The organism is Fangia hongkongensis FSC776 = DSM 21703, from assembly GCF_000379445.1.
Lineage (GTDB): Bacteria > Pseudomonadota > Gammaproteobacteria > Francisellales > Francisellaceae > Fangia > Fangia hongkongensis.
Genome location: NZ_KB902251.1, coordinates 213,866 through 238,129, shown reverse-complemented (window position 1 = coordinate 238,129; position 24,264 = coordinate 213,866). Strand labels below are relative to the sequence as shown.

Here is a 24,264-nt window from a genome sequence, read left to right as displayed (position 1 = left end):
AGGTAAAAAAACAACAAGTTATAGCTTGATTTGCATACTGAACCCTCAAATAGGGAAATAATCATAAAGGATTCTTGCGCCTGTGTCACTAAATTGTTTGTAAATATACGAGAATGATAAAATAAACATGAAATGTTAAGCTGGCGCTCATCTGCCAATGGTTATTTTTCCACGGAAAGAAAAGGTTAAAAATCAATCAAAAATTGAATATTTTTGTTGATTTATAGCATCGTTACTGTTTAATATATGCTGGTGTAATTTGGTTGTTTTTAAAACAAGAGTGCCAAATTGATTTTGGCGTAATAAGCGAACGCTGTATTAAAATATCAAGCCTGTGAAGGTTTTTATCTAACGTAAAATTTATTATTTTTTCTAATAACTTTATATGCTTAGATTGTTTGGATGCAGCAACTTAATTATAAGGATATATTTATGGGGTTATTTGATGATGCGCGGCGATATGATGGTGAGTATTATCGTCAGTTTTCTCAGGCTATTGGTAGTGATGACCTTAATACATATTTTGGTGATAGTGCGATTGCAAAAAGTGGCGTATGTTCGGCTTCTAGTTTATTTTGGATACGTCATTACTTGAGTCGGGATGCGTTATATACTAATCAGCAAATGTCACGAGAAAGTCAGGATATTGCAACTGTACAAGAAGCAATACGTTATCGTGGACAATCTCTAAGAGGGCTTTTGATGAGTTGTGGTATGAAGCCTCGTGCCAATCATCTATTTGAATATGCTTTTGACCAAAGTGAAGCAGAGGGAGTGTCGGCTCTTATTTGTGCTTCAGAGGGTGTGACAGTCCTAAGTTATACGCATCCAGTTATGGGGCGTCATGTAGTGGCTAGCTATGTTAAGCCACAAACGAAGCGTTTCTTTTTTATAGATGTACAAAAAGGCGATGTGTGGGTTGATTACCCTAATAGTAAAGCATGGTTGTTGCGTTATTTGCAAATATTCCATGCCTCTTGTGGTAATATTACGGCAACACATTTTGAGCACCACTGGGACGAAATTCAATTCCAACAAGAATTAAGACAGCTATACCGTGAGTCACTAAAGTTTAACCCGGTTGTAATGGGCGTCTCTCGCACAAAGGCGGGTGATGATTTTAATATTGCATTAAGAAACCCAGTATAAATAGTGACATTGTTCACAGGCACCATATTCAAGTTGACAGCAATTTTGTATAATCGGTTGTGCATAGTATCAACCAGAGGTGTTTATGATGAGAAAGTGGCTTTTTAGTGTTTTTTCAATAATGATGTTGTCTGTTACGTTTGGCTTTGCCAGTACAAAACCTATTGAGAAGTGCACAGATAAAGTGTGCTCGGTGCATTTGAAGACAATTTATTTTAGTTATCAGAAAGCGGGTTCTGATCGGATTTTGTTTCATGTCTCAGCGAAGACAAGTGGCTGGGTAGGCATTGGCTTTGGTGCAAAATATGCCATGAGAGATGCACGTATTGTAATGGGCTATGTTGATGCAAAAGGTAAGGCGCATATTTCTCAAGAGTATGGCTCTGGAACCTTTAGTCACTCTCAAGTTAAAAATCCAGATGTGAAACTGGTTTCAGGCACGTTTAAAGATGGGTGGACAACGTTGGTATTCACTCTTCCTATTCATTCGAAAATAAAAGAAGGCTTTAGCTTTAAAAAAGGAAAATCATTGTCAGTGATTCTTGCCTATGGTAAGAATAATGCAAAAAATCGCACCAGCCATCATGGCTTTGCAACGCATATCAATATAGACCCTTTTATGTTACCAGTCTAAGTAACTTCACTATTTTTATTCCTTCAAAAATTTAAAAAAGTTATTATCAAATATGTCAAATTTCTCACTTAAAAAACTACTTTCTGATGTTCAATGTCAAGATAGAGGCAGGCTTATAAGCTATTATCGTCGTTTGCAAAACGCGCAAAAAACACAAGATGATAATGCGCTTAATAATGACACATTGATGGAAAAAATTGCCCATTCAAGGGAAAAGACAAGCCTAAGAAGAAAAAATCTGCCAAGTATTAGCTATCCTGATTTACCAGTGTGTGAGCGTTTAGATGACATTAAACTAGCACTATCTGAGCATCAAGTTGTGATTGTTGCAGGTGAGACAGGCTCTGGAAAATCAACGCAGCTGCCTAAAATTTGTCTTGACCTTGGGTTTGGTGCTAAGGGTTTAATTGCGCATACACAACCAAGAAGACTGGCAGCAAGAGCAATTGCACGGCGCCTGTCAGAAGAGACAAAGATGCCTTTAGGTGAAGGAGTGGGCTTTAAGATTCGATTCAATGATAAAACAAATCAAAACACCTATCTTAAGGTAATGACAGATGGAATCTTGCTTGCAGAAATTCGTGAAGATAAGTACCTCTCTCAGTATGAAGTGATTATTATTGATGAGGCGCATGAGCGAAGTTTGAACATTGATTTTTTGCTCGGGCATTTGGCTTCTATTGTTAAAAAACGCCCAGATTTAAAAGTGATTATTACCTCAGCCACAATTGATCAGGCACGATTTTCCCAGCATTTTAATGCCCCTTGCATTGAAGTTTCTGGCAGAAGTTATCCAGTTGAGATCATCTATCAAGAAGAAATTGATAGCGAGCTAAGTGGGCCTGAGAAAGTGCTCAAAGCACTTGATCGGTTGGCAAAGGAAAAATCAGGCGATGTTTTGGTGTTTTTGGCAACAGAGCGAGACATTCATGAAACGCGGGACTATCTAACAAAGGCGAATTTACGTCATAGCGAAATCTTGCCTTTGTTTGCAAGACTTTCTACATCTGATCAAGATAAAATTTTCCACCCAAAGGGAGGTGTGAGGCGAATTATACTGTCAACTAATATAGCTGAGACATCATTAACTGTGCCTGGCATTCGTTATGTCATTGATGCTGGCGAGGTTAGAATCTCGCGCTATAGCTATCGTACAAAGGTGCAAAGATTACCCATTGAGCCAATCTCTCAAGCCAGTGCAAATCAAAGGGCGGGACGTTCAGGACGTGTTGCTAATGGAATCTGTATTAGACTATATTCTGAAGAGGACTTTTTATCAAGAGCACCTTTTACAGATCCTGAAATATTAAGAACAAACCTAGCCTCAGTAATTTTGCAAATGGAAAGTTTAAAGCTTGGTAGTATCGATAAATTTCCCTTTATCGATAAACCCGATCCACGTTTTGTTAAAGATGGCTATCGATTACTGCATGAAATTGGCGCCATTTATGAGCATACAAAACAGCATCATATTAAAATCACACCGATTGGGCGTGAAGTGGCAAAGTTTCCACTTGATCCACGATTTGCCAGAATGTTATGTGAAGGGGTGAAACTGAATGTGCTTAGAGAAGTGCTTATTATTGTCAGCTTTTTAAGCATTCAAGATCCACGAGAGCGACCTTTAAACTTCCAGCAAAAATCAGATGAGGCGCACAAGCAAGATTATCATGACAGTTCTGATTTCATGGGGATTATTCAGCTTTGGAATAGAGTTGAGAGCGAGTTGAAACCACTGACAAATCGCTTAAAAAAAGAGTATTGTAAAAGGCATTTTTTATCTCAGCTGAGAATTAGAGAATGGCAAGAAGTCTATGCGCAGCTTTTAACATTGGCAAAAGCAAATCGTTGGCAGATAAGTGAATCTGAGGGAAGTTATGCTTATATTCATCAAGCACTTTTATGTGGTTTGCTTGGACATATTGGCTTTAACTATGAACCAAAAGAATATTTAGGCGCAAGAGGTGTTAAGTTTCATTTGTTTCCAGGCTCATCCCAGTTTAAAAAAACACCGAAATGGATTGTGTCGGCGGAGCTGATGGAAACAAGTAAGCTTTATGCGAGAATGGTGGCTAAGATTGATCCGAAGTGGCTGGAGCATTTAGCCGCGCATTTGACAAAAAAACACTATAGTGAGCCGTATTGGAGTCAAAAGAAAAAGGCGGTGATGGCAAAGCTTAGAATTAGTTTATATGGGCTTGATATTGTCACAAATCGCGCAGTTGACTATTCAGATATTGAGCCTGTTATCTCTCGTGAGTTATTTATTCGACATGCACTTGTTTATGGTGAGTTTCAAACAAAAGCGCTATTTTTTAAGAAAAATCTGGCCTTATTATCAGAAGTTGAGGATTTGGAGCACCGTGCAAGAAAGCGAGATATTGTGATAGATGATGAAACCTTATTTAGCTATTACGATAAACTTATTCCCGAGGGTATAGCAAAAGGCGTCGATTTTGAAAGCTGGTATAAAGGATTGTCCGCCAAAGAAAAAGAGGCGCTTATCTTTGAAAAATCCATGTTGATGCAGCATGATGCTGATAATGTTACAGATACACTATACCCAGATACGCTCTGTGTTGGCGAGTTTCAATTACCGCTTTTTTATCACTTTGATCCAACCGATGAACAAGATGGCGTTAGTGTGAAAATCCCAGCTATCTTGGTGAATAGAATAAATCCGTTATATTTTGAATGGCTGGTTCCTGGGCTTTTAGAAGAAAAGATCATTGCCCTTATTAAGGCGCTGCCAAAATCCATCCGAAAGGCTTGTGTTCCTGCGCCTCATTATGCAAAGGCCGTGTTGGAAGTGATAGATAAAGATCGCTCAAAATCACTAAAGGAAGTGGTTGCAAAGGCATTGGTGAAAATGACGGGTATTAAGTTTGACCAAAGTATTTGGGATGATAGTGTGTTTGAGAGACATCTTCAGATGCGTTATGAAATTATTGATAATTCAAAAAAAGTACTACAGAGCTCGCGTGATTTTTATGCGCTTAAAGCACAAATTCAACCTGAGAAAATATCATTAGAGGACTCATCTAACATACAAGAAGATAAAAAGCTCTATCAAAGTTGGGACTTTGGCATACTTGAAAAGCAACAAAAAATCCAGCAGCATGGTATTGATGTGACGGTTTATCCTTGTCTTATTAATGAGGATGATGAAGGCGTGAGTATTGGTTATAAACCTTCTTCAGCTGAGGCGAATCATTTTCATCTAGAAGGGGTAAGAGTTTTATTAATGTGTCAGTTAAAATCGATGCATAAGCTTTTGCGAGATAGTATCTTTGATGCAAAATCATTGAATCTCTTTTTTGCCATCATTAAAGATGCGAACTGGCAAAACACACTGCTTAAAAAAAGTTATGATATTGCTTTTTCACTTGATAGTTATGTGAATATTCGCAATAAGGAAAGCTTTCAAGATGTTCTTAATGAGGGGAAAGGCAAGCTTGTCGATACAATAGTGGCGCTCTCGAAAACCCTCTTTACAATTATGCAGTCTTTTCAAGGCTTGAATAAGCAGCTTAGCCGTAAAAGCATTCCACTTGATTTGATTCCACTTTATCAATCACTAAGGGAGTTATTAAGTGAGCTTGTTTATCCTGATTTTATAGAAAAAACGCCAGTTAAATACTTAGCGCGTATCCCTTTTTATATTCAATCTTTACAGAAGCGCCTAGAAAAAGCACCGAGAAATTTAAAACAAGATCGCAGCTTTTGCATTGAGTCTGAAGCACTTCTCTCGCTACTAAATAAAGTGCAAAGTGATAAAAATATTGAGCCAACCGATGCTCGGGTTATTGAAATTCGTTGGCAGTTTCATGAGCTTTGGATTGCACGATATGCACAGGAGATAAAAACAATAATGCCTGTTTCTGAAACAAGAGTTAAAAAGCAGATTCTTTCACTGTGATTTTTTCGTCAGAGGAAATAAGTAGTTTCATTTCCTCTGGGCTGACAAATGTAGCGAGTTTTTTTGTTGATTTTCGAATTTGTTCAGTGGTTAAACTCATATGACATAGGCGTTTGAAGAATTCAACACCCGTCTTGTAGCCGCGGGCAGCGGCGAGTTTAAAAATATAGCGTAGGCGGTGGAGCATTTTTTTATCTTTATTTTGTGATTGATTAAAGCTACTTAACCGATTAACAACCCAGTCGAACGTTAATAAAAATGTTTTGCCTAACATTTTGCATACTCCTTTTTTCAGCTGCAGCAAATACAGCTATATTTGCAACCCTCTCTCCAACTTCCGGTTGCGCGTTAAATCCATCACTATTATAAACCATTTTTCCTGTAATTTAATGACAGTTTAAGCGATTTTATGAGATTTTTATATTATTGTGGTGTGATGCCTCGCCAGCGTGTGAAGGCAATCTTGCTAAGTTCCATTAACATGCCTGTTCCATCGGATGACCTGATTTTATGCTGATCGCACCACTTTGTAAACACAGTGCCATCAGGTGCATACATTAAATCATAACCAAGCGCGCCTTGAGTGAAGTGAGAGCTTGTTACAGGTAGATTTTCTCCATTTACACTAGCAGATGTTGCATTGATGATGATATCAAAGCTGCCATAAATGCTGTCAAGTTCACTCGCTGCGATAGTGATGTCCTTGTCTTCAATTTCATTGATAAGAGACAAGGCTCTTGAAAAGGTTCGATTGGCAATGGTTATATGCTTTGGTTTTTCATTGACAATCGCGCCCAATATTCCTTTAGCGGCGCCTCCTGCACCAATGATTAAAATAGATTTTCCTTCAAAACTTGTTCCTAAATTCTCTTTAATATCATTAACAAGACCAAGCCCATCAAGGTTAAGCCCAATAAACTCACGCTTATCATTAATGATGACATTGCTGACGGCCTTGGCATTTTGTGCCAATGGCTCTAGCTTGTCACAATACTGATATAGCTTTTCTTTAAAGGGCAAGGTCACACTTAGTCCTTTTATTTCTGGATCAAGGCGCAATAGATTTAAAGTTGCCTCCAGATTGTCAGGGCATATTTCCATTGCTTCATATTGCATATTTTGTTTGGTTTTGTTGGCAAATTCAGTATGGATCTTTGGTGATAGGCTGTGTTTAACTGGGTAGCCAATGACATAGTATTTGTCTTTGTTCTCTGTGCTGTGGGCGTTTGACATATCAAATAACACCTCATGTAAGGTCGATCTGTTGCTTTAGTATACCACTATCCTTAGAAATAAACGTACACTGATATCCACTTTCCGACATTAAAAGTTGATATTTTCACCAGAAAAGTTTGACATAATTAAGGACAAAATGAGATAATTTTTAGGCAATATTGTGATTATTGAGTGTGCGCCGTAATTTAAAAGGCACAAGCGAAATAGCATGCTAATATGTCAATCATAGTCTATTTGTGATTGATGTTGAGATAGGGGAAGACGAGGACATATTTAAGCAGCTACAGACTTAGATATGGCAATAATGGAAATAGCTCAAGGTATGAGTTTAAAAGGAGAAATTATGCCAAGTGAACTTCATTTATTAACTGAGTTAACACAGCTTATACTCTCAGTTAGAGAGCTTAAACAGGAGTTTTTACAAAAAACAGAGGATGCCTGTGAGAGTGCACTTTTGAATTATCGAGAAACCACGAGATCGAAGCTACTTTTTACGCAAAACGAGCTTTCAAGTTGCTATAGTAAAAAAATCACCAACTATATTTTGTTTCCGATTATTTCAAACATTGATGAGCGCTGTAAACTAATGTTGAGCGAGTGCTCAAGTACGTTAACTTGGCATGATTTACAAATTGAGTTTTTTCAGCGCTCAGATGGTGGTGAGTATGTGTTTGAAATTTTAGATGATGTGATTTCAAATAAGATTTATCCAAAAATTTGCTATGAAGTATTATTGATTGTGCTGCAAGATGGATTTTTAGGTAAGTACTATCACAACCCAAACCATAATGAACGTCATCAATATGTTACAAGCCTAAAGGAAATCTTGGCGGATATGAATGGCAATACACTTGATATGACAAACAATAAAGTGCAAAAAACTGTTTATAAAATGAATGATAAAAAAATAAGAACAACGATTGGCACAATTATTGCAGTGGCTATTTTGCTGCCACTTGGTATTTATCTATTAACCTAAAGTTGCTCTTACACTAATAGCAATCACTGTTTTAAGTTTGAAGTACAAGTGATTTAGAAATAAGGATATCAATAATGAAAGATTTAATGAGCTACCTTCAAGAGTTGGAGGATATAAAATTAAAAAGTCGCGTCAATCCAATGTTGATGAGTGGGGTAGTGAAGAACTTTCAAGAGGGGGAATATCAGCTTTGTCAGGAGGCCATAAAAAACTATATTGATCAGACTGAAGCGTTGGATGTTTATATTCTCTTTATTGCCTTTTCCGTTGATTTGTATACAACGAGCAAAAAAATTGAAGCGCTGGAGGAAAAGCTAAACTTATACTCGGCAATATTACATCAGCACGCGGGGATGCTTTCACCTATTGATCGGTTTGATGCCACACTTAAAAATGGCATTGAAGCCTTTGCCCAGATGTTTGAGCTTAAGGTGAATGAAGAGATTAAATCAGTTGGAAACTTTGATGCCAAAGCCTTAAGTGAGGTTGCTGAGAAGCTTTTAGCATACAGTGCCAACTTAGGTGGTGTTGAGATTGATGCGCTAAAAAATGTCATTAACATGAGAAAAGTGCTCAAGAAGGTTGAAGTAATTGTTGATAGGATGAATGTAGAGGCGCCAGAGCCAGAGGAAGAGCCTAAAGCTGATAAAGAAAGTGCGCATGATGCTGAGAGCATTATTGCGGATGTTGAGAAAAAACATGCGTGGGTGGATCAGTTTGCTTCTGCAAAGTGGTATAAGCTGGTTAAAAAAATTGCGATATTGCAAATTCTCATTAAAGAGAAGCGTTTGTTTGAAGCGGCAATTGTGTATAAGGATATACAAGGAGAGTTGGTAAAATTTGACCCTAAACAATATTTTCCGGGATTATTCTTTCCACTATATAAAACGCTTGCCCCCAATGCGCGCAAGATGCATGAATATATTGATATGCACTCAAATTCACTCCAGTGGCATATTGCCAAACAAATGTATGATGTTGATGAGATGCGCTTTTTGAAAGACTTGCCATTGATGACAGAAAACTCATACCATGCAGAGCAATTCACTGAGGGAAGCTTTCAAGATGAAGTGCACAATGATGATAATATTTTATTAGATGAGAATGCAAATTTACCTGATGATGAGGAGATTAGCTTTAATGAAATAGAGGGTGATGAAGCTGAACCATCCCAGTCAATGGAAAGGCAAGAGAAGGTGGAGGAAATAGAAGGTATTTTAAATGAGATTGAAGATATCTGGGATTCCGCTGGGCTTTCTGATTCTACAAAATAAGAACTCGGGTGCCGTTAATTGTGCTTTGGCCAACTTTAGCGGCATTAAGATAGCTTGTGATACCATTTTCTTGAGAAATAAAAGCAAGCTTTAAAGACAAGTAAGTTGTATTTTTCTGTAAATAAGGGTCGTTAGAGATGCGATCAGTTAGCATATCAATCAAGTGTGCATTGTAGTTTTCAAGCACAATGGTAATGTTAACAACTGATTTATCAATAGGGGTTTTTCCTGATAAGTGCATAAAGCTAAGAGTGCTATTTTCGCTTAGGTAAGTATCTAGAGCTTTATCGCAAATACGCTCTTTTGTAATGTGAAAAAATGTCGTGTAATCGGCGAGTTTTGCTTGTAAGGCAGTACATAAAATAGCGGCTGAGTGGCTAATTGTATCATGTATTCCATAGAGTCCATTGCCATGATGATAAAAGTTTAAATACTTGCTATTGCAGCCTAAATTTAACCCGTAAAAATAGCGGTGTAAGTATGAAGAGCAGGCCTTTGTGATAATATCAATAGTGCGGTATTGCTCGTTTTTATTTGCCTGATGATAAAGGTTCAGCATCTTTGCAAATACAGGTACTTTAGAGAGATGAATATAGATATAAACGCCACTACTGGTAATAATAATATCTTTAATCAATTCATTCTCTGGAATCATTGAAAAGATAGGCACAAAGCGTACATCTTTGGCCTCAATGCCGTGCTCATAAATGATGTGCAAAAGCTCTGAGATATTGAGGCGCTTATTTAATGTATGTAGTTGTGAAATAGTTTCTGAGAGCTTGGAGGTATCCTGCATTGGGCGTCCTTACTATTTCTATACTGTTTGCTCTTAGCGGTAATATAAGAAAAACTGGTAATGTTGTGCGTTTTCTATGTTTTTAAACATAATGTTTTTCTCACGCAAAGTGTAATCAAGCTCGCTACCTGGAATTAAGCGATATGTCTGATAGACAAAGGCATCATGCAGCTGGTGTATTCCATTATTTGGTAAACGTTCAAGCGGGATACCAGAGAGCGACATTTGATTAACATGTTTATTGCGCTCAACACTACTTAGTTTTAAGTGTTTAATGTTAATATCTGGTGCACTTTGCTCATTACGCTTACGGATAACAAGATAATACTGTGTGGCATTGACAAAAGCAGCATCAAGCTCTGTAGCGATATAAGCATTATTTTCTTTTTCAAGTGCAACAAACTGTTGTTTAATAGGCTTTTTCAATAACTCATAAAAAGCTTGCAGTAATTCTGTAAAGCTTTTATTAGGCTGGTAGAAGTCATAAATGATTTCGCTAAACGGGGCGTTTTCAATGGTTGAAACCATATAATAAAGTGACTCAATTGCATTAAAAAGGGCATTTGGGTGAAAATGAATGGGTTTGCTTTTAATGCTATTTAATAAGCGGCAAAACTCATGAATTTGCAGTTGTAGTAGATAGTAAGTATGTGGGTTTTGCTGCTGATGGGCGGCAAAGTGTGTCAATGAACTCACCAGTTTGTCTATGTCATTTAAAATAGCAATAAAGGTGTAACTGTCACAGCTAATAAGTCCTGTGGAGTAGTTATTAAGCTGCCAAACATCATTAATATTAACCACTTCAAACAATTTAAGGCACTCAATACTTTGATTGTCAATATTGTCTGTCAGTGTTGGTAATAGCTGAGTGGTTGTCAGTCCATTTTTATCCGTATTCTCCTCACTTAAACTAAGATAAATAGAAACAACAGAGGAGGTGTTCGCTTCTTCTAATGAAAACTTTAAAGCAGTATCTTGGGAAACTTTAATAAGGCGATGTTCTTTTGTGTACACCTCAAGTTCATTGATTTTAACAGTGCCTAACTGCAACAAACGAATATCTAAATGAAGCTTTAGAATGCCATAGTGCATTTGATAAGGTAGACTAATGCTTTGAAAGATATTTTGCTGTTGTAACAGGTCTTGCGTTTTAAAATGTTTCGCGGTGAGTAAAGCACCGTCTTGCCAATGAACGCGAGTGTACATATGTTTTTTCTTGTTAGGTTGTTAAGATGCGGTTGCCGTTGCTGCTGACTCATCAATACTAAGTAGACCATATTGACCTTTGTCAGTACTGTTACCGTGCTCAACATCAAGTGCTGATTTTGAGAAGTTGGACTTATCAACCATAATGCCAGTAATGGTTAAGATATAGTAATCAGCAGAGGCAGTTGAACCACCTAGGAAACCATATTGTTGCATATCAATGTTAAAGCCAGAGTTTTCAATAGGTGTTACAACAAGTTCAGATATATCAACGATCTGTCCCCATTGGTCATCATTTTTATACTCTTGCTTTGTGTTGACCGTACCGAACTTAATGGTATTGTCATCAGCTTCAGATTTTTTTACCGAAGAGACAAGTGCTTCGATTTTTTCCTTTATTGATGGGCTAAGTGGTAAGCCAATTGTGATTTCAAGATTTGCCTTCATTTGAGGCCCCGAAAGATGGAACTCAATCAGGTTTGCCGCTGCAGTTGGTGAAGTGACTTCATTTAAATCTTGCCCGCCTTCAATTGCAAATAGATATTTTCCCATATCCTGTCCCAAGATAGTACATGAGTCAACCCATACCCTAGGTCTTGAATGACTCCCTGCAAAATCAGCCTCCCCTAGACGAAAGCTTAACGGCTTTGCATCTAAAACCACAGATCTTGGTACTTTAGGTTCAATGTTTGACATAGTTACACTCCTTTTTTTACGTTAGACATTGATAGTTTGATGCATTTTACTCACCGCCTTCCTCAGCGGCAAATAAACCCGGATCAAGGCGGGTATCTATCTTCAAAGTGGTATCCATCCCTTCAAACTGGATATGAGGTAGCACGGTGATGCTGCACTTATACCAGCCTGCTTTACCAGGAATATTTGTCACCTTGATCTCAGCGGCACGAAACGGATATTTTGCCATTTCGATAGCAGTTGGTTGATAAACAGTCGTTACATAACGACTCAACCAGTCTGATAATTGTTGTTGAATAATTTCAGTGCTTGTGATGCTACCAATCTTATCGCGAATAACACACTTAATATAATGTGAGATTCTTGAGATACATAACGTGTATGACATATTGGCAACAAGTTGTGAATTCATTGAGTCGAAGTTATCAACAAACTCTTCAACCTTTTTAATTGAGTTAACACTGAAGAAGCAGCAGTTTGGCGTGCCTTTTTCTTCAATAACAGGCATGATGCCAATGTTTGCAAGGGAGAGCTCCATGTAATCTGGCAAAGAGATATTCAAAGCAGATCGCTGTTCATCAAAGCCGCGAATGTTATAAACAGGGGCAATCAAATCTTTTACATAACCGCCATTCTCAGGTCCGCGAATATATTGGAACCAGCCTGTTTTTCCATAAGAGCGCATGGCGTTTTTAGCAAATAAGATGCTTGCGCTTCCCCATTGATAGGCGCCATTTGTTTCATAGTCATTGACTTCTTCAACAAAATTGTTCATCCGGCTGTCAGCAACTGGGGCATTCACTGGATGATAAGGCTGTCTTAAGATAAAATCACCAAGCGTAAGACCAATGTAGGCAGCCTGATCGGTTTGTCTAAAGGCATTCCAGTCTCTATAGCGTGGATGTTCAAGTAACGTTTCAAAGCTTTTAATTTGTTTAAGCTCGCCGATATCATTCACACCAAAGAAGCTTGGATTAACTGAAGAGATAAATGGCGCATGAGCACTTTCTGCAACCATCCCCATTCCGGTTAGCCATGTGATGTCATCCATTGTATTTTTAAAGTCATATAGTCCAAGCATCAATCCAAATGGCTCACCACCGTATTGATCATACTCTGCAACATATACTTTTTTAAATAGCTCACTACTGGAGATGTCATATAAATTACGCTCAAAGTCATATTGAAGCTCTTCTTTAGAAACATCTAAAATAGCCACATCAATATTGTCATAATCGTGCTTCATCAATTCATTTAATTGTAGCCACTGGTTTTCTAGATAGCGCATATCTGGGTGAGAGATAATGCTATTTACTTGTGCTTCAATGATTTCGTTAATGCGCTCGATGGCTCTTTGTACGTATACTTTATTATAGTTTACAATCTCATCATTATTTGCAAGCACAAGCGCAAGGGCTGCGATGTTGCGTGCGTAATAGTCATCAGAGATGTTTGAAATGGCTTGCATGTTGTCACTAATATCAACATCAACCTTGGCCAAAGAATTTTTATGTTCATTTTCAGACCCGCCGAACAGGGTGAAAATATCATTTAATGCAGTTGAGCTTGCAGTCGTTGTTTCACTCATTTTGTACTCCTTGCGCGTTGCGTAAGTTGAAGACCTTCTGTGTCTTTATCATTCACTTATGAAAACTCCCCAGTTTTTAATAATAAGTAGCGGTGCTACCTATTCATTGCTACTGGTTATCTTCTTCCTTTTCTTTTTCAAGTACTTCACCTTCCAATGCCTCAGGCTCTGGTGAATGCAAGCGATAGCTATCCAATTGAGGAAGCTCAGTTTTAAGCTGTGATAGTGCTTCTTTGTTGGAGAAAATTTTGTCGATGGTTTTTTTCAAAGTGCGATTATTATCAATATCCTTTTCGAAAGAGGAAAGCATCTCTTTAAGCTTTAGTAGTGCATTTAATTCTGGCACTTTCTTAGCGATTTTATCCGGCTGAAAATCACCCACAGAGTTAAACTTATAGTTAATGTTTAACATTGCTGATTTTTGTGGGTTAATGCTGTTTGGAACGCTGATATTTGCGGAAATATCCATGTCTTTTAGAGCAGCGTCGATACCGTTTTTAACCACGCGAACCGAACGATCTTCAAATTCTTTTTTCGCATCTTTAGATTTTCCTTTAGATAAATCCCCGATTACCAAAAGACGATAAGGAAGCTCTTTTTTCTTTGGCTCACCTTCGACGCGAGTGTCGTATTGGATCATTAAACGTGATTGAGGAATTTTTTTATTAACAGCCATAGTTACATCCTTATCTATTGTCTGTGTGGATACACTCCCTAGCGATTGTCTCAATCTGTGTAGAGAAATTAACTCTTTTGTGTTACACAATTGACCAATCTTCGTAAGACTTACTATACCTGCATAATTTGTTTGGCGTCAATCCTTTGGCACCAAAAAAGAAACAAATATTTTATTCTCTTATTCTTTCTTGTTGATAGAAACAGTAATACTACGTAATTAAGCATGTTTATTTTTAGCTGTATTATTTTTGTGCAATGCGGCAGAGGTTTATTAAATATTGTGATGATATAATAGTAAATTTACATATACACTTTGGGCGATTATTAAATTTGTTGTCTGACAAGCGATTCTTTTTGCTTGACCAACAAGCAAAATTCTGGGTAGATTAATTATGGGTAGTTCATATTTATCTGAAACGATTTCACAGATAAAATATGGGTGGTGAGTGTCACGGATAGAAATAAAGGATTATTGTCATGATAGGAATGCCATTTTCGATTGCAAGCTTTTCACCAGTTGCAAAGCTTGGGTATCAGACGATGCAAGAAGCATATAATAGTTTTGGCTCCATTGAAGAGGTCAATGATAATACGAAAATTGAAGATGTTTCACTAATCGTTGTCGATCCACAAATCATTCAGCAATACGTGGAATTTTTTGATGGAAAAACAAGCGAAATACAAGAAGGACTTAAGGGGTCTTTGAATACAATTGAAACAAATTCTTTACAATGTCGCATGCAATTTGGTAGCGAAAACTCAAAGGCAGCACATAGTTTTTTGTCTGAAAGTTGGGGAATTCGTGAAACCTCTAAGAAAATGTGGGCTTACCTTACAGGGAAGCGTGTTTTTCTAACTGATGGACTTGCGCCTTATAAGCTTGCTATTGCTTCTAAAAGCGGGCGCATCGACACAGGTAGTAACTTCTTTGAGCTTGATGATGTAAAACGTGATTTAATTATGGTATTCGCTGATCTTGTGACCTTTTTGCAAGTTCATACGGCAAACTCTTTAGATCCGAAGAAACTCTCTGAAGCCAAAAGTGATGCTGATATCTCGACGATGGTTAATAAAAGTGGCACAGTTTATACCTTTGTTTCTTTGGATATTGTGCTTTTATTCATGATTACCAATCACTTGTATAATATGCTTAATATGACACACTATTTGTATCAAAATGGTGGTCTTGTTTATCCAACACTTTATGCGCATGTTGATCATTTAAATGAATATGTGACCTCTATTGCCATTCCACTTTTGGAGCAAAAGCAAGAAAAGAATTTAACTGAACGATCTGAGTCATTTAGAAGTGCAACCAAACATTTAGTTGAGGTGTTAGGGAAAAGTAGTAACGCACATCTTAAGAAAATATCGAATGTGTTAGGCAGTGTGGGCGACCAGCAGGTAAAAGAAGTCTCTTATATGAATGCCGCGCCATCTTCCAGCGTTGCAAGCTTGCTTGCGAAACAATCCTTTAGCAATATTTCTTCCAGCATGACGCAGGTAAAATCATTTGTGAATGATGTCGCTGAGCAAAAGGGGCATTATGATCAAATGCAAAAACTTTTAGCGCAAAATGCCAAAGCAATCGAAGCTTCTAAACAGATGATGAAAGAAAACCCAAATGCTAAGAAATGGAAATTCTTTGGTGGCAACTTTGGCAGCACCATGTTGGGAGGTTCAGATTTAGGTGGCAAATTTAAAAAGGCCATTCCACCTTTTGAAGTGGCAAGGCTTTCTCAATCATATTTTCAAAGCATTTTATACAAAGTGGAATCTGGCGCGCCAACGGCAATGCTAAAGCATATTCATGAGTCAATGCCACTTATGAACTACTATTATGATCTAGTCAGACCAATTATGCGATTGTTGTTTAGCTATAATGATATTTCATTAAATAGTACCTTGCTAAACACCTTTATTGGCCATTTATACCTTAAGATGTTTGTTTATTACGATGCTTTTTTTGAGGATGTTAAGGGGATCAAGGAAAATGAGAAGCTTACTTCTGTTCTTGGTAGTGGTTATACAGATAATGAAATTGAAATTACTCTATCTGTAAACTTGACTGAAAAGCCAGAAACATATATTTACGAAATCGTGAATGTTAAGTTTGGAAATATTGAGGCTAATAAGGCAAAAATCCTTTCTTTATTATTTGGTGTAGAAGAGTCGCCAGATGCTTATAAAATTTCTCTAGGGAAAGCAAGTTCAGGTGTTGCTGGATTTAATTCAAATAAGGTGAAATTAGATAAACTATTTGTTGAATTTGTAGATATAGAGCAAATTCCAGTTGTTAAGGCTTGGGTTGATAAAGTGTTGACAATCGTAGCAATGGCAGCGAAGCCTAAAAGTGCGATTGTTGAAAGTGCTAGAGAAGACTCTGAGTCAACTAAAGGTTTTGGTGATGATGTATCAAGTTTATTACAAGAAGAAACACTTGGTGAAGTGAAAAAACATATGAAGCAAAGTTCTGATGACTTGGAAAAAGTCATTTCGAGCTGTTTTCCGCTTGAAATGCCAATGCTTCAGTTTTTATTTAGAAAGCGCACAGCATTAAGCCCTCAATCACTTGAAATTACAGGAGTAACACCATTTTATCTGCTTTTAGATTATACCTACAGCATGTGTGTGCACTCTTTTGTATCTCATTATGCAAGAGATTCTGTGGATAAAGCAAACCAAGCAATAAAAAAACATCTATACGTTAGTGGTGATGATGTTGAGGATAAAGGTGTTGATAAGAAGTTAAAAACCTTAATTACAAATTATATTACACGCTATCAAAAGTGTTTTGATAAATCAAAAGTTGAAGTTATTGAAGATGCGCAAAGAAATAAAGTTGTTAAGGCAATTGCAGAAAATTCTAAAGATGCACTGCTGCCAGTTTTAGCGTTGTCTCTTGCAACTATGATTTCGGTATTTGAGCGTTTAGTTTTGTTGGATATTGCAAAGCGTTCAGCTTCCAGTATGATTAAGCAATATGGAAGCATGATATTCCATAAGCCTGCATTTACCGATCAACTGCAAAAAATGTATCAAGATGAGGAAAGTCTAGGGCAAGTGCTTGAGGCAGTAATATACCAGCTTTTACCAGAGCTTGAGCGTTATGCTGAATCGATTGATAGTAATTATTGGCTAGAATCGTTGAAGAAAGTATATGTCGATGTAAAACCGCGCTTAATGGTATTGTCAAATAGTTTACAAAAGCATGGAAATATGGCCGCAACCTATGTTAAAAAAGCCAAGATGTATCTTCATGATGAGGAAAAGGTCGAAATCAAACAACAAGCATACTTGACTTTATTGACCAATATTAATCATTACCTTAACCAGCAAATAAAAGCAGCGCCTTATTCTCAAGCTGGAAAGGAGTTTGACTATGGGACTTTTGTTAACTCTGCGATTATCACACAAGAGTCCATGGAGTCTAATGTCCAAAAAGAAAAGGAGGCATTAGAGAAACAGGTGGCTGAAATATGTTCAGAGCATAAGTACCCTCTTGAAACAAAGATGTTTTTTTATAGCATGTTAAGAGGTGGAATGTGGACACTTTTTAGCACACATCCAATACCGCTTCGCAACTTTTTGCTCTCTAGTGTTGATACAAAGTTTTTAATGTGTGCTTTTCTAGATGATGAAGGACAAGATTACCTATTAACTGAGGATGATACAGAGTATGCAACACCTTCACAGTTGTTTATGGATATTAATAAGGAGTTAGTATTAGGCTATCGTCCTGATTATATGATTGACTGGCTGTTATTAGAGTCAGCGCAAGATGCGAGAAAAGGACACTTTACAATAACTGACTTTAATAAATTGGTAATATGGTTACACTTCCTTGATGAAGAAGATAACCCTATGCGTGCAAGCTTGTTAGAACAAATCAGGCAGGTGAAATTATTGTTTTCAAGCTTTAAATTACAGCCAAAAGCAATGAAAAAAACAATTACAGCCATTTTGGTTTACACTATTTTACAATCTGATTTTTTATATAAAAAAATAAAGCCTCTTTCAGGGACGCTGTCTGAAGGGATTGAGGATGATGTCCGCTATAATCAAATTATTGATAATATTGCTGATTATTTTCGCTATGATGAGGCAGATATGCCAGGCCCTATGTACTATATCCTATTTGGCTTATATACTGTTCTTTCAGCTAATACGGAGGATTTTTTTGAAGCATTTGGTACTAATTTTAAGCCCATTGCGTTAAAAGCTCTTAATGAAGAAGAGCGTTGTCGTAAAAAAGAAATATCTGTCCAAGAGGCAATGGTGATTAAAGCTTTATGTACAGATTGTGATGCCTCAAAACGACAAACAGTGAAACAGCAAATTGAGCTTACTATCCCCGTTATTCAAGAGAATATCCATAAAGCATTAAAAGCTTTGCTTGAGATTTTTTCAGTGCGTTCAGCGCAAGAGAGTGCTAGCACCAGAATCCAATACAGAGCCTCACAAAGCGTTACACATATTCAAGAAAGACTGGCTTCAAGTAGCCTTTATCAAAGTGCTCAAAATGTTGTTAAACTATTAAAGGCAACAGGTGTTATGATACCTAAATCTACTTCTGCTGAGAGAAAAGTATCATATTTTCAGTTTGTTAAAAATGGGTTATCGGTAACTGCACCAGATTTTGTTACCACTTCTAGTGGCATATTCGGCTCAGGAGATAAAGGACAATTAGGTTGGAACCCAGAGCGTTTCTCAGAGTCAGAGTATGTTCCTATTACACGGATGTCAAATAGTCAGGCCTATTCAGGCAAGTTTTTAAAAGCGGTGACTGGCAGCGACAGTGGGCGTCCTGTGAGGCTGAAAAACCTAAAACATGCACTAACTGTTTTATCCTACCCCGCTTTTTATACTTTAATTAATCGAGAAGTTCAGATACTGTTGGATGCAATTGGTAGCAAAGCTATAAACAAGAGCTCATTGCCTGATCACACTAGCTCTATAACTGTTGCAGCAAGTGTTTTAATGATGGGCTATTTAGCAAAAACCTCGTATGTTTTTGATACAAAAACAACAGTAAACTCAAAAGGGCTATCTGAAAAAATTCTTAAGGTTACGGATTGTAAGTTAGATAAATTTGGGCTGATTGACACAGAGTATGAGCCAATATATAGACAATTATATGAGGCCTTTAACAGTGATTTTGTTTGTCCATTCGAGCTGGTTACTGCCTCGGAATCAACAGAAAAAAGTGCTCATCAAACGGCCATGAATCGATTATTAGATGAAAGTGTGTATGAGTCAGCGAGTGAATCGAAAGGTAAAGGAGTGTTTCTTGGTGAAAGAATGGCTCTAGACTCAGGCTTAAACTGGTTTGACTCCGAGCTCAGTGGTAAGGATCTACTTGACCCTAATGGGTTGTTTAAAAAATATGATTCTATTAAGGTGCAGTCCTATTCTCATACGAGTCAAAGATTATATAAGCTTAAAAAATATTTTCATGATTTTAATGGGGCATTATCATAAATTAATCGTAAAAAGGAGTTTGCAATGGGTTTATTAACAGGAGCGATTCAATTAGCCACAATGGCATCAAAAGCCAATGAAATGCTAGATGGTTACGCACAGGTAAGAAAACGTCTTAGTGCTTCTGAGGAGGTAGAAGCAAAGTATGCAGTAGCCGATTTTGACACGGTTGTCATCGTTGCCAAGCCCTCTGAAGCTGAGGCATATCGAGCATTCTTTGATGAGAAAAAACTATGGCTTAAGAAGATGGTCAGCTCAGGCTATAACGAGCGTGCTTTTGATGTTGCGGTAAAAATGGGCTCTCAGGTTTCACAATCTGAGTTTGAAAAAGTGCAAGAGAAGCTAAGTTTTGGGCAAAAGGTCAAAATACGCCTTTCTGATTGGTTTTTAGGGAAAAATGCCTATATTACTGACATATTTAACCCAAGGATGCTTAAGAATATTCTCACCTTTAATTATGAGAATATTGAAAGTGAGAATGTCAAACTGATCGCCAAAGTATTGGAATCACTGTATCATGAATATGTGTCGTATTATGAATGGCTTGCCATGAATGAAGATGCAAAAAAGATGACACAAGAAGATGGTGAGCAGCTCTATAGTGGTTGCTTTTACTCGCAAGAGAAAAAGCTTTGGATTATCTATGATGATAAACTTTGGAAAACAGCGGTTATTACCAGCCACTTGATTAAAATTTTATGTGCTCCGGGAGTGAATTGTCATAATGATAAAATGGCAGTTTCAGGTAGCTTTGGTTCTGCTAATATCGTGCCAATTGCGCTGTATCATATTCACTTTTTAAATGAGTTTTTGCAACAGGAATACAGAAAACCACAAGATGATGAAGAGGTTGCAAAACGCCGAGAGAAACTCGCTACTCAGGCTACAAAAGTTGTGCAAAAATTAACAGAAGGCCAAACAAAGAAAGGCTCTCTTGTAAAAGCGATGGCAAAGTATGCTCAAGGGACGCAAAGTAAAATCACAGATACTGAGGTTGCAAACTTAGTTAATATTAAAGCACTACAGTTAATTCAGGAGTCACTAAAATCTTCTCAAGAGAACTCCAGTGGAACTTTGGCAAATTTAAAAGAAGGTGAGGTGGTTCAAAAATTCAAGCAGCAGCTTGAAAGCAGTACTTCAGATATAAATGAAGCGCATAGTGCACATATGGCGTCAATTAATGCAATTCATCAGTTACAAGAATCAGCAAAAAACTGTGATGTATTTGTCGATAGTGCATCATTGGGTAATCTCTTTGGTATTTTGAAAAATAATCGCCAGACAGTGATCTCAAGCTATTTCAAACTATATGATTTTCAGGGACATTTAAGAGTGTTTCAAGATTATGTTATTGCAGTTGAGAGCTTTGCACAAAAAAGCCTGCCTTCTGATCAAGTCGCATTAAGCCTCTCCGATCGCTCTTTGGAATATGTTGTTAAAAATATGCCCTTTCACTTATCAACGCTGATTTTTCCCAACTATCCTGCTATTGATAGTGGAATATTTATTACCAGTTGTAAGGAGAAGTACTTTCAACAAATGTTCTCATCATCCTTTGCTTTTTTAATGGTCGATGAAGATAAGCTAAATCAAGGTGAGTTAGAGAAAGTAAATGGCGTTATTACGAAGCTAAAAGCCATTAAGGTTAAGTGTGTTTTTGCAAATAGTAAACTTACCTTAACTCATGACGGGGAAAGTATTAGTCAGGCCGTTCCCGCATTAGAAGTTATCTATACTGATCAAACGGTAGAAAAAAATCTAACTGTTAATAAGACAGTAGCGAATCTATTGGTTTGTTTTAAAACAACTACAGAGGATGCATTTGGATTGTGGGTACAAAAATACCCAGTAGCTTTGGAAGCGGTAAAAGGCTATTTACGTGAAATTGAAGCGGCTGTCTTAGCAAATGAAAAGGTTATTACCTTTGATGCCAGTAAAGATTACCGTAAAGCATGCTATGGCCAAATGACAGCATTTATTAATGAGTTTGTTTTTGGTATTAATCAGTCGCATATAAAACAAGTTTCTGATTTAACTATGCAAATGTTCTCAGCTTCCTACCCTGAGCAAATGCCATTTTTACACCATATGTTTAGAACAAGAATGGGATTATTAAATCAGTTTTCAAAATTTAGTAGTTACGATATGGTTGTCCATTGGCAGCTAGCGCATAGTATGCTCTATTTCTCAACTCAGGATCTATATGAAAAAGAGGGGGGGCATAGTAGAGGTGACATTGGTGATGGTGAGTTAAAAACAAAATTAGCTGATTATTTAAAAAATGGTTCGATCTTTAGAAAACAAGATCAATCAGAAGGAAGTAAATATGTAAAAGACAGGGCTATATTTTCTGATGAGAAAGAGGCACTTGTTGATCAGATTGCAAATCTTCGTGCAGATGAGCAAGATCTCCGCTTCTTAATCTCCTTATGTGTGGCAGCGATGATGACAGAGTATGATCGCTTGGTTGAGCTCTATCTTGTGCAGCAAGCTTTAAGGCAGGTTGTTGGTTTATATGGAGAGGAATTTATTAAAACAGAGAGTTTTAAAACAATTATCAATAACTTTGATGAAGTATTAAAAGAGACGTATGAGAATGTTGAAGATATTGCCCGTGCACAGGCTAAGAGTGTTGAGCTATGGAAAGAGGCATTAAGAAATGATGCGACACGTGTCAAAGTACATACAAATAGCTATCAGGCTGCAAGAAAGATCTTAAAGTTACAAGAGCGTCTAAGTGTTTTTCAGGAGCTGGTAGCGGCAACAAATGTACAAGTGAAAAAAATTGAAGATGTTTCTGAACCTCCAGCGATTACAGGGTATATTGCACTGTGTGATGTTGTTAAAAAAGATGTCAATAATCCACAGCTTTATGCGCCGCAATTAGAGAGTGAAACACTAGTGGAGTTTCATGATCAGAGTGTTTTAAAAGCGCAGGACACATTGAAAGAAAAGCGCTTCAAGCAATTTAAAGACTCAATGGAAAACTATTTGGATGCTGGTATTACAGTTCTTAAAGAATTAAGAGCAAAACAAGATGATACGCCAGATGCAACCAGTTTTGTATTTGAGGATGAAATAAGCCGAATCACCGCAATGATGTATAACCCTGAGACACTCCCATATTCATTTACTGTAGCTCAGGGAGGCGCTGTCGGAACTTTAACGACTTCGCAAAAGGTATTAGGATTATTTAATGGCGATGATAAAGCTTATACTTATATGCAGCTTGTCTTATCAGCACAAGATTCCTCGCTTAAAAATGAAATGAATTTTCGCCAGTTGATTGACTTTGTGTTAATTAAGGATGACTGTGTCAACTTATATCAGTTGTTCCAAAAATTAAATGAAGAAGTTTTAAAGACAAAAACAGCAGGTGGCTCGATCCCTATTTACCAAGGTAATGAATTAGATCAAATTTTAGATGAGCGGGTAAGCAGGGAACTTGATGGAAATTTAGCGGTATATTGTAAACTTTGTAATAGTGGTAAGTCGTATTATTTAAGTGAGTATATTACTAAGTTTATGGCACTGGTTGGCGCAAAGTCAATTACCGTAAGTGACAGCACCTTGCCATACTTTACAACAGCTGCTGAAATTATGCATACACTTTTGGGTCTTTATGCAAAAGTGGCAATCAATCTTGATTTTGCAATGTCGCGACCAAATTTTGTTAAAAAAGACGGTTGTGCTTTAACTACGTGGAAGGATAAAGTATTTAAGGCGCTTGCAATGCAAAAATTAAGTGATGAAGAGCTGCCACGTTATGAGGCATTAGCAAAAATCTATAAACAGGATGATCTAAAACCATCATTAGTATTGATGAGCATGCTGTCACAAACAAATGAAATGCAAAGATCAAAAGTGGCAGAGCTAATGAACTATAGAACCGGCATTCAGTTGACTGTGGCTGGAAAGTTAAAAGACACACAAGAGGAATACTTAGAGTCGATCTTAAAGCTTGCTGGGGAAAGTGCTGGTTATACTAAATTCACAGGGGATAATAAAATGTTCTCTAGCATAAAGAAAAGAGGTGATAATGACCCTATTGCATTAATTACTAGAAAAACAACCTCAGGTGGCCTTAGAACTTCTCCGTTATTCTATGATGTTTTGCCTTCTTTTAAAGAGACAAGTGGGAACTACCAGTTGTTAAATAAGTATGCGGGGAATAGTGGATATTTGGATGTAGAAGATCAGCTTTTAAGTAATAATAGTACCTTGGAGGTGGAGAAGTTTCGTTTGCTTCGAGGCAAGATGTCCGATAGTAAAACCAAACGTACATTGTTAGTGAAAAGCTTTGGAGGTTTTGATCAAACTTATAGCAACTACCTTGGAGCTTTTAATCCAACTACTCCTGCAGAGAGAGCCACTCAAAAAGCGGTTAAAGATGTATTCTCTGGAGGTGAGGCGCAGTATATGTTAACGAAAGCCTATTTAATTTTGGATGATAGCAAAGTACTGCAAGGTGAAATAACCAGTTATCAAAGTAATGGGCAATTTTCTTTGGCGCTCAGTAAGACAGAAACTGTGGCTACAGGAAAAATTGATCAACAAAACAATCCAAATACAGTTGCTTTTTATCCAACGCGAGCCTATAAAACAGTGGATGTAGATTAGAGGTGTAA

At 37.3% G+C, this 24,264-nt stretch carries 14 protein-coding genes; 7 read left to right on the top strand and 7 right to left on the bottom strand.

Annotated features, from left to right (window positions below):
- The first annotated feature begins 432 nt into the window (after positions 1–432).
- From A37Q_RS0107170 to hrpA, 3 genes are all read left to right on the top strand, one after another.
- The gene (locus A37Q_RS0107170) at positions 433–1,149 is read left to right on the top strand and encodes a hypothetical protein (protein ID WP_018299602.1); all 717 of its coding nucleotides are present in this window, start codon (positions 433–435) and stop codon (positions 1,147–1,149) included.
- An 88-nt stretch (positions 1,150–1,237) separates the two neighbouring features.
- The gene (locus A37Q_RS0107165) at positions 1,238–1,783 is read left to right on the top strand and encodes a DOMON domain-containing protein (protein WP_018299601.1); all 546 of its coding nucleotides are present in this window, start codon (positions 1,238–1,240) and stop codon (positions 1,781–1,783) included.
- Between the two features lie 52 nt (positions 1,784–1,835).
- A complete protein-coding gene (gene hrpA, locus A37Q_RS14885) occupies positions 1,836–5,702 on the top strand; it encodes an ATP-dependent RNA helicase HrpA (RefSeq protein WP_018299600.1) in 3,867 nt (1,288 codons plus the stop codon).
- Here hrpA and A37Q_RS0107155 read toward each other — a convergent pair.
- Both A37Q_RS0107155 and aroE read right to left on the bottom strand, forming a co-directional pair.
- The gene (locus A37Q_RS0107155) at positions 5,677–5,976 is read right to left on the bottom strand and encodes a hypothetical protein (protein ID WP_018299599.1); all 300 of its coding nucleotides are present in this window, start codon (positions 5,974–5,976) and stop codon (positions 5,677–5,679) included. The two genes, hrpA and A37Q_RS0107155, sit on opposite strands and share 26 nt — an antisense overlap.
- Positions 5,977–6,125: 149 nt before the next feature.
- The gene (gene aroE, locus A37Q_RS0107150) at positions 6,126–6,935 is read right to left on the bottom strand and encodes a shikimate dehydrogenase (protein ID WP_018299598.1); all 810 of its coding nucleotides are present in this window, start codon (positions 6,933–6,935) and stop codon (positions 6,126–6,128) included.
- Between the two features lie 346 nt (positions 6,936–7,281).
- Between aroE and A37Q_RS15850 the strand changes: the two genes are divergently transcribed.
- On the top strand, positions 7,282–7,917 hold the full coding sequence (locus A37Q_RS15850) for a DotU family type IV/VI secretion system protein (protein WP_018299597.1): 636 nt from the start codon (positions 7,282–7,284) through the stop codon (positions 7,915–7,917).
- Between the two features lie 74 nt (positions 7,918–7,991).
- Complete coding sequence (locus A37Q_RS0107140; protein WP_018299596.1) at positions 7,992–9,191, top strand: type VI secretion system protein IglI family protein; 1,200 nt, start codon at positions 7,992–7,994, stop codon at positions 9,189–9,191.
- Here the strand turns inward: A37Q_RS0107140 and iglJ are convergent.
- The 5 genes from iglJ to tssB form a co-directional block, all read right to left on the bottom strand.
- Positions 9,181–9,987 (bottom strand): type VI secretion system baseplate protein IglJ, encoded by an 807-nt coding sequence (gene iglJ, locus A37Q_RS0107135; RefSeq protein WP_018299595.1) that lies wholly within the window; start codon positions 9,985–9,987, stop codon positions 9,181–9,183. The two genes, A37Q_RS0107140 and iglJ, sit on opposite strands and share 11 nt — an antisense overlap.
- Before the next feature lie 33 nt (positions 9,988–10,020).
- Positions 10,021–11,193, bottom strand: coding sequence for a type VI secretion system baseplate subunit TssK (tssK, locus tag A37Q_RS0107130; RefSeq protein WP_018299594.1), 1,173 nt, complete (start codon positions 11,191–11,193; stop codon positions 10,021–10,023).
- A gap of 21 nt (positions 11,194–11,214) precedes the next feature.
- Positions 11,215–11,889 (bottom strand): type VI secretion system tube protein IglC, encoded by a 675-nt coding sequence (gene iglC / locus A37Q_RS0107125; RefSeq protein WP_018299593.1) that lies wholly within the window; start codon positions 11,887–11,889, stop codon positions 11,215–11,217.
- Positions 11,890–11,935: 46 nt separating this feature from the next.
- Positions 11,936–13,477 carry a type VI secretion system contractile sheath large subunit gene (gene tssC / locus A37Q_RS0107120; protein WP_018299592.1) on the bottom strand — a complete coding sequence of 514 codons (1,542 nt, stop codon included), beginning with the start codon at positions 13,475–13,477 and terminating at the stop codon, positions 11,936–11,938.
- A 109-nt stretch (positions 13,478–13,586) separates the two neighbouring features.
- Positions 13,587–14,153 (bottom strand): type VI secretion system contractile sheath small subunit, encoded by a 567-nt coding sequence (gene tssB / locus A37Q_RS0107115; protein ID WP_018299591.1) that lies wholly within the window; start codon positions 14,151–14,153, stop codon positions 13,587–13,589.
- Positions 14,154–14,632: 479 nt separating this feature from the next.
- On the opposite strand from tssB, the gene A37Q_RS0107110 reads away from it, so the two are divergent.
- Positions 14,633–19,636: a hypothetical protein gene (locus tag A37Q_RS0107110; protein WP_018299590.1), complete on the top strand. Its 5,004-nt coding sequence runs from the start codon at positions 14,633–14,635 to the stop codon at positions 19,634–19,636.
- Between the two features lie 24 nt (positions 19,637–19,660).
- Positions 19,661–24,256, top strand: coding sequence for a hypothetical protein (locus A37Q_RS0107105; RefSeq protein WP_018299589.1), 4,596 nt, complete (start codon positions 19,661–19,663; stop codon positions 24,254–24,256).
- Positions 24,257–24,264: the final 8 nt, after the last annotated feature.

What these genes read in the sequence shown, in the direction of transcription:
- A37Q_RS0107170 (WP_018299602.1), top strand. Translation starts at nt 433, where the DNA reads ATGGGGTTATTTGATGATGCGCGGCGATATGATGGTGAGTATTATCGT.
- A37Q_RS0107165 (WP_018299601.1), top strand. Translation starts at nt 1,238, where the DNA reads ATGAGAAAGTGGCTTTTTAGTGTTTTTTCAATAATGATGTTGTCTGTT.
- hrpA (WP_018299600.1), top strand. Translation starts at nt 1,836, where the DNA reads ATGTCAAATTTCTCACTTAAAAAACTACTTTCTGATGTTCAATGTCAA.
- A37Q_RS0107155 (WP_018299599.1), bottom strand. Translation starts at nt 5,976, where the DNA reads ATGTTAGGCAAAACATTTTTATTAACGTTCGACTGGGTTGTTAATCGG.
- aroE (WP_018299598.1), bottom strand. Translation starts at nt 6,935, where the DNA reads ATGTCAAACGCCCACAGCACAGAGAACAAAGACAAATACTATGTCATT.
- A37Q_RS15850 (WP_018299597.1), top strand. Translation starts at nt 7,282, where the DNA reads ATGCCAAGTGAACTTCATTTATTAACTGAGTTAACACAGCTTATACTC.
- A37Q_RS0107140 (WP_018299596.1), top strand. Translation starts at nt 7,992, where the DNA reads ATGAAAGATTTAATGAGCTACCTTCAAGAGTTGGAGGATATAAAATTA.
- iglJ (WP_018299595.1), bottom strand. Translation starts at nt 9,987, where the DNA reads ATGCAGGATACCTCCAAGCTCTCAGAAACTATTTCACAACTACATACA.
- tssK (WP_018299594.1), bottom strand. Translation starts at nt 11,193, where the DNA reads ATGTACACTCGCGTTCATTGGCAAGACGGTGCTTTACTCACCGCGAAA.
- iglC (WP_018299593.1), bottom strand. Translation starts at nt 11,889, where the DNA reads ATGTCAAACATTGAACCTAAAGTACCAAGATCTGTGGTTTTAGATGCA.
- tssC (WP_018299592.1), bottom strand. Translation starts at nt 13,477, where the DNA reads ATGAGTGAAACAACGACTGCAAGCTCAACTGCATTAAATGATATTTTC.
- tssB (WP_018299591.1), bottom strand. Translation starts at nt 14,153, where the DNA reads ATGGCTGTTAATAAAAAAATTCCTCAATCACGTTTAATGATCCAATAC.
- A37Q_RS0107110 (WP_018299590.1), top strand. Translation starts at nt 14,633, where the DNA reads ATGATAGGAATGCCATTTTCGATTGCAAGCTTTTCACCAGTTGCAAAG.
- A37Q_RS0107105 (WP_018299589.1), top strand. Translation starts at nt 19,661, where the DNA reads ATGGGTTTATTAACAGGAGCGATTCAATTAGCCACAATGGCATCAAAA.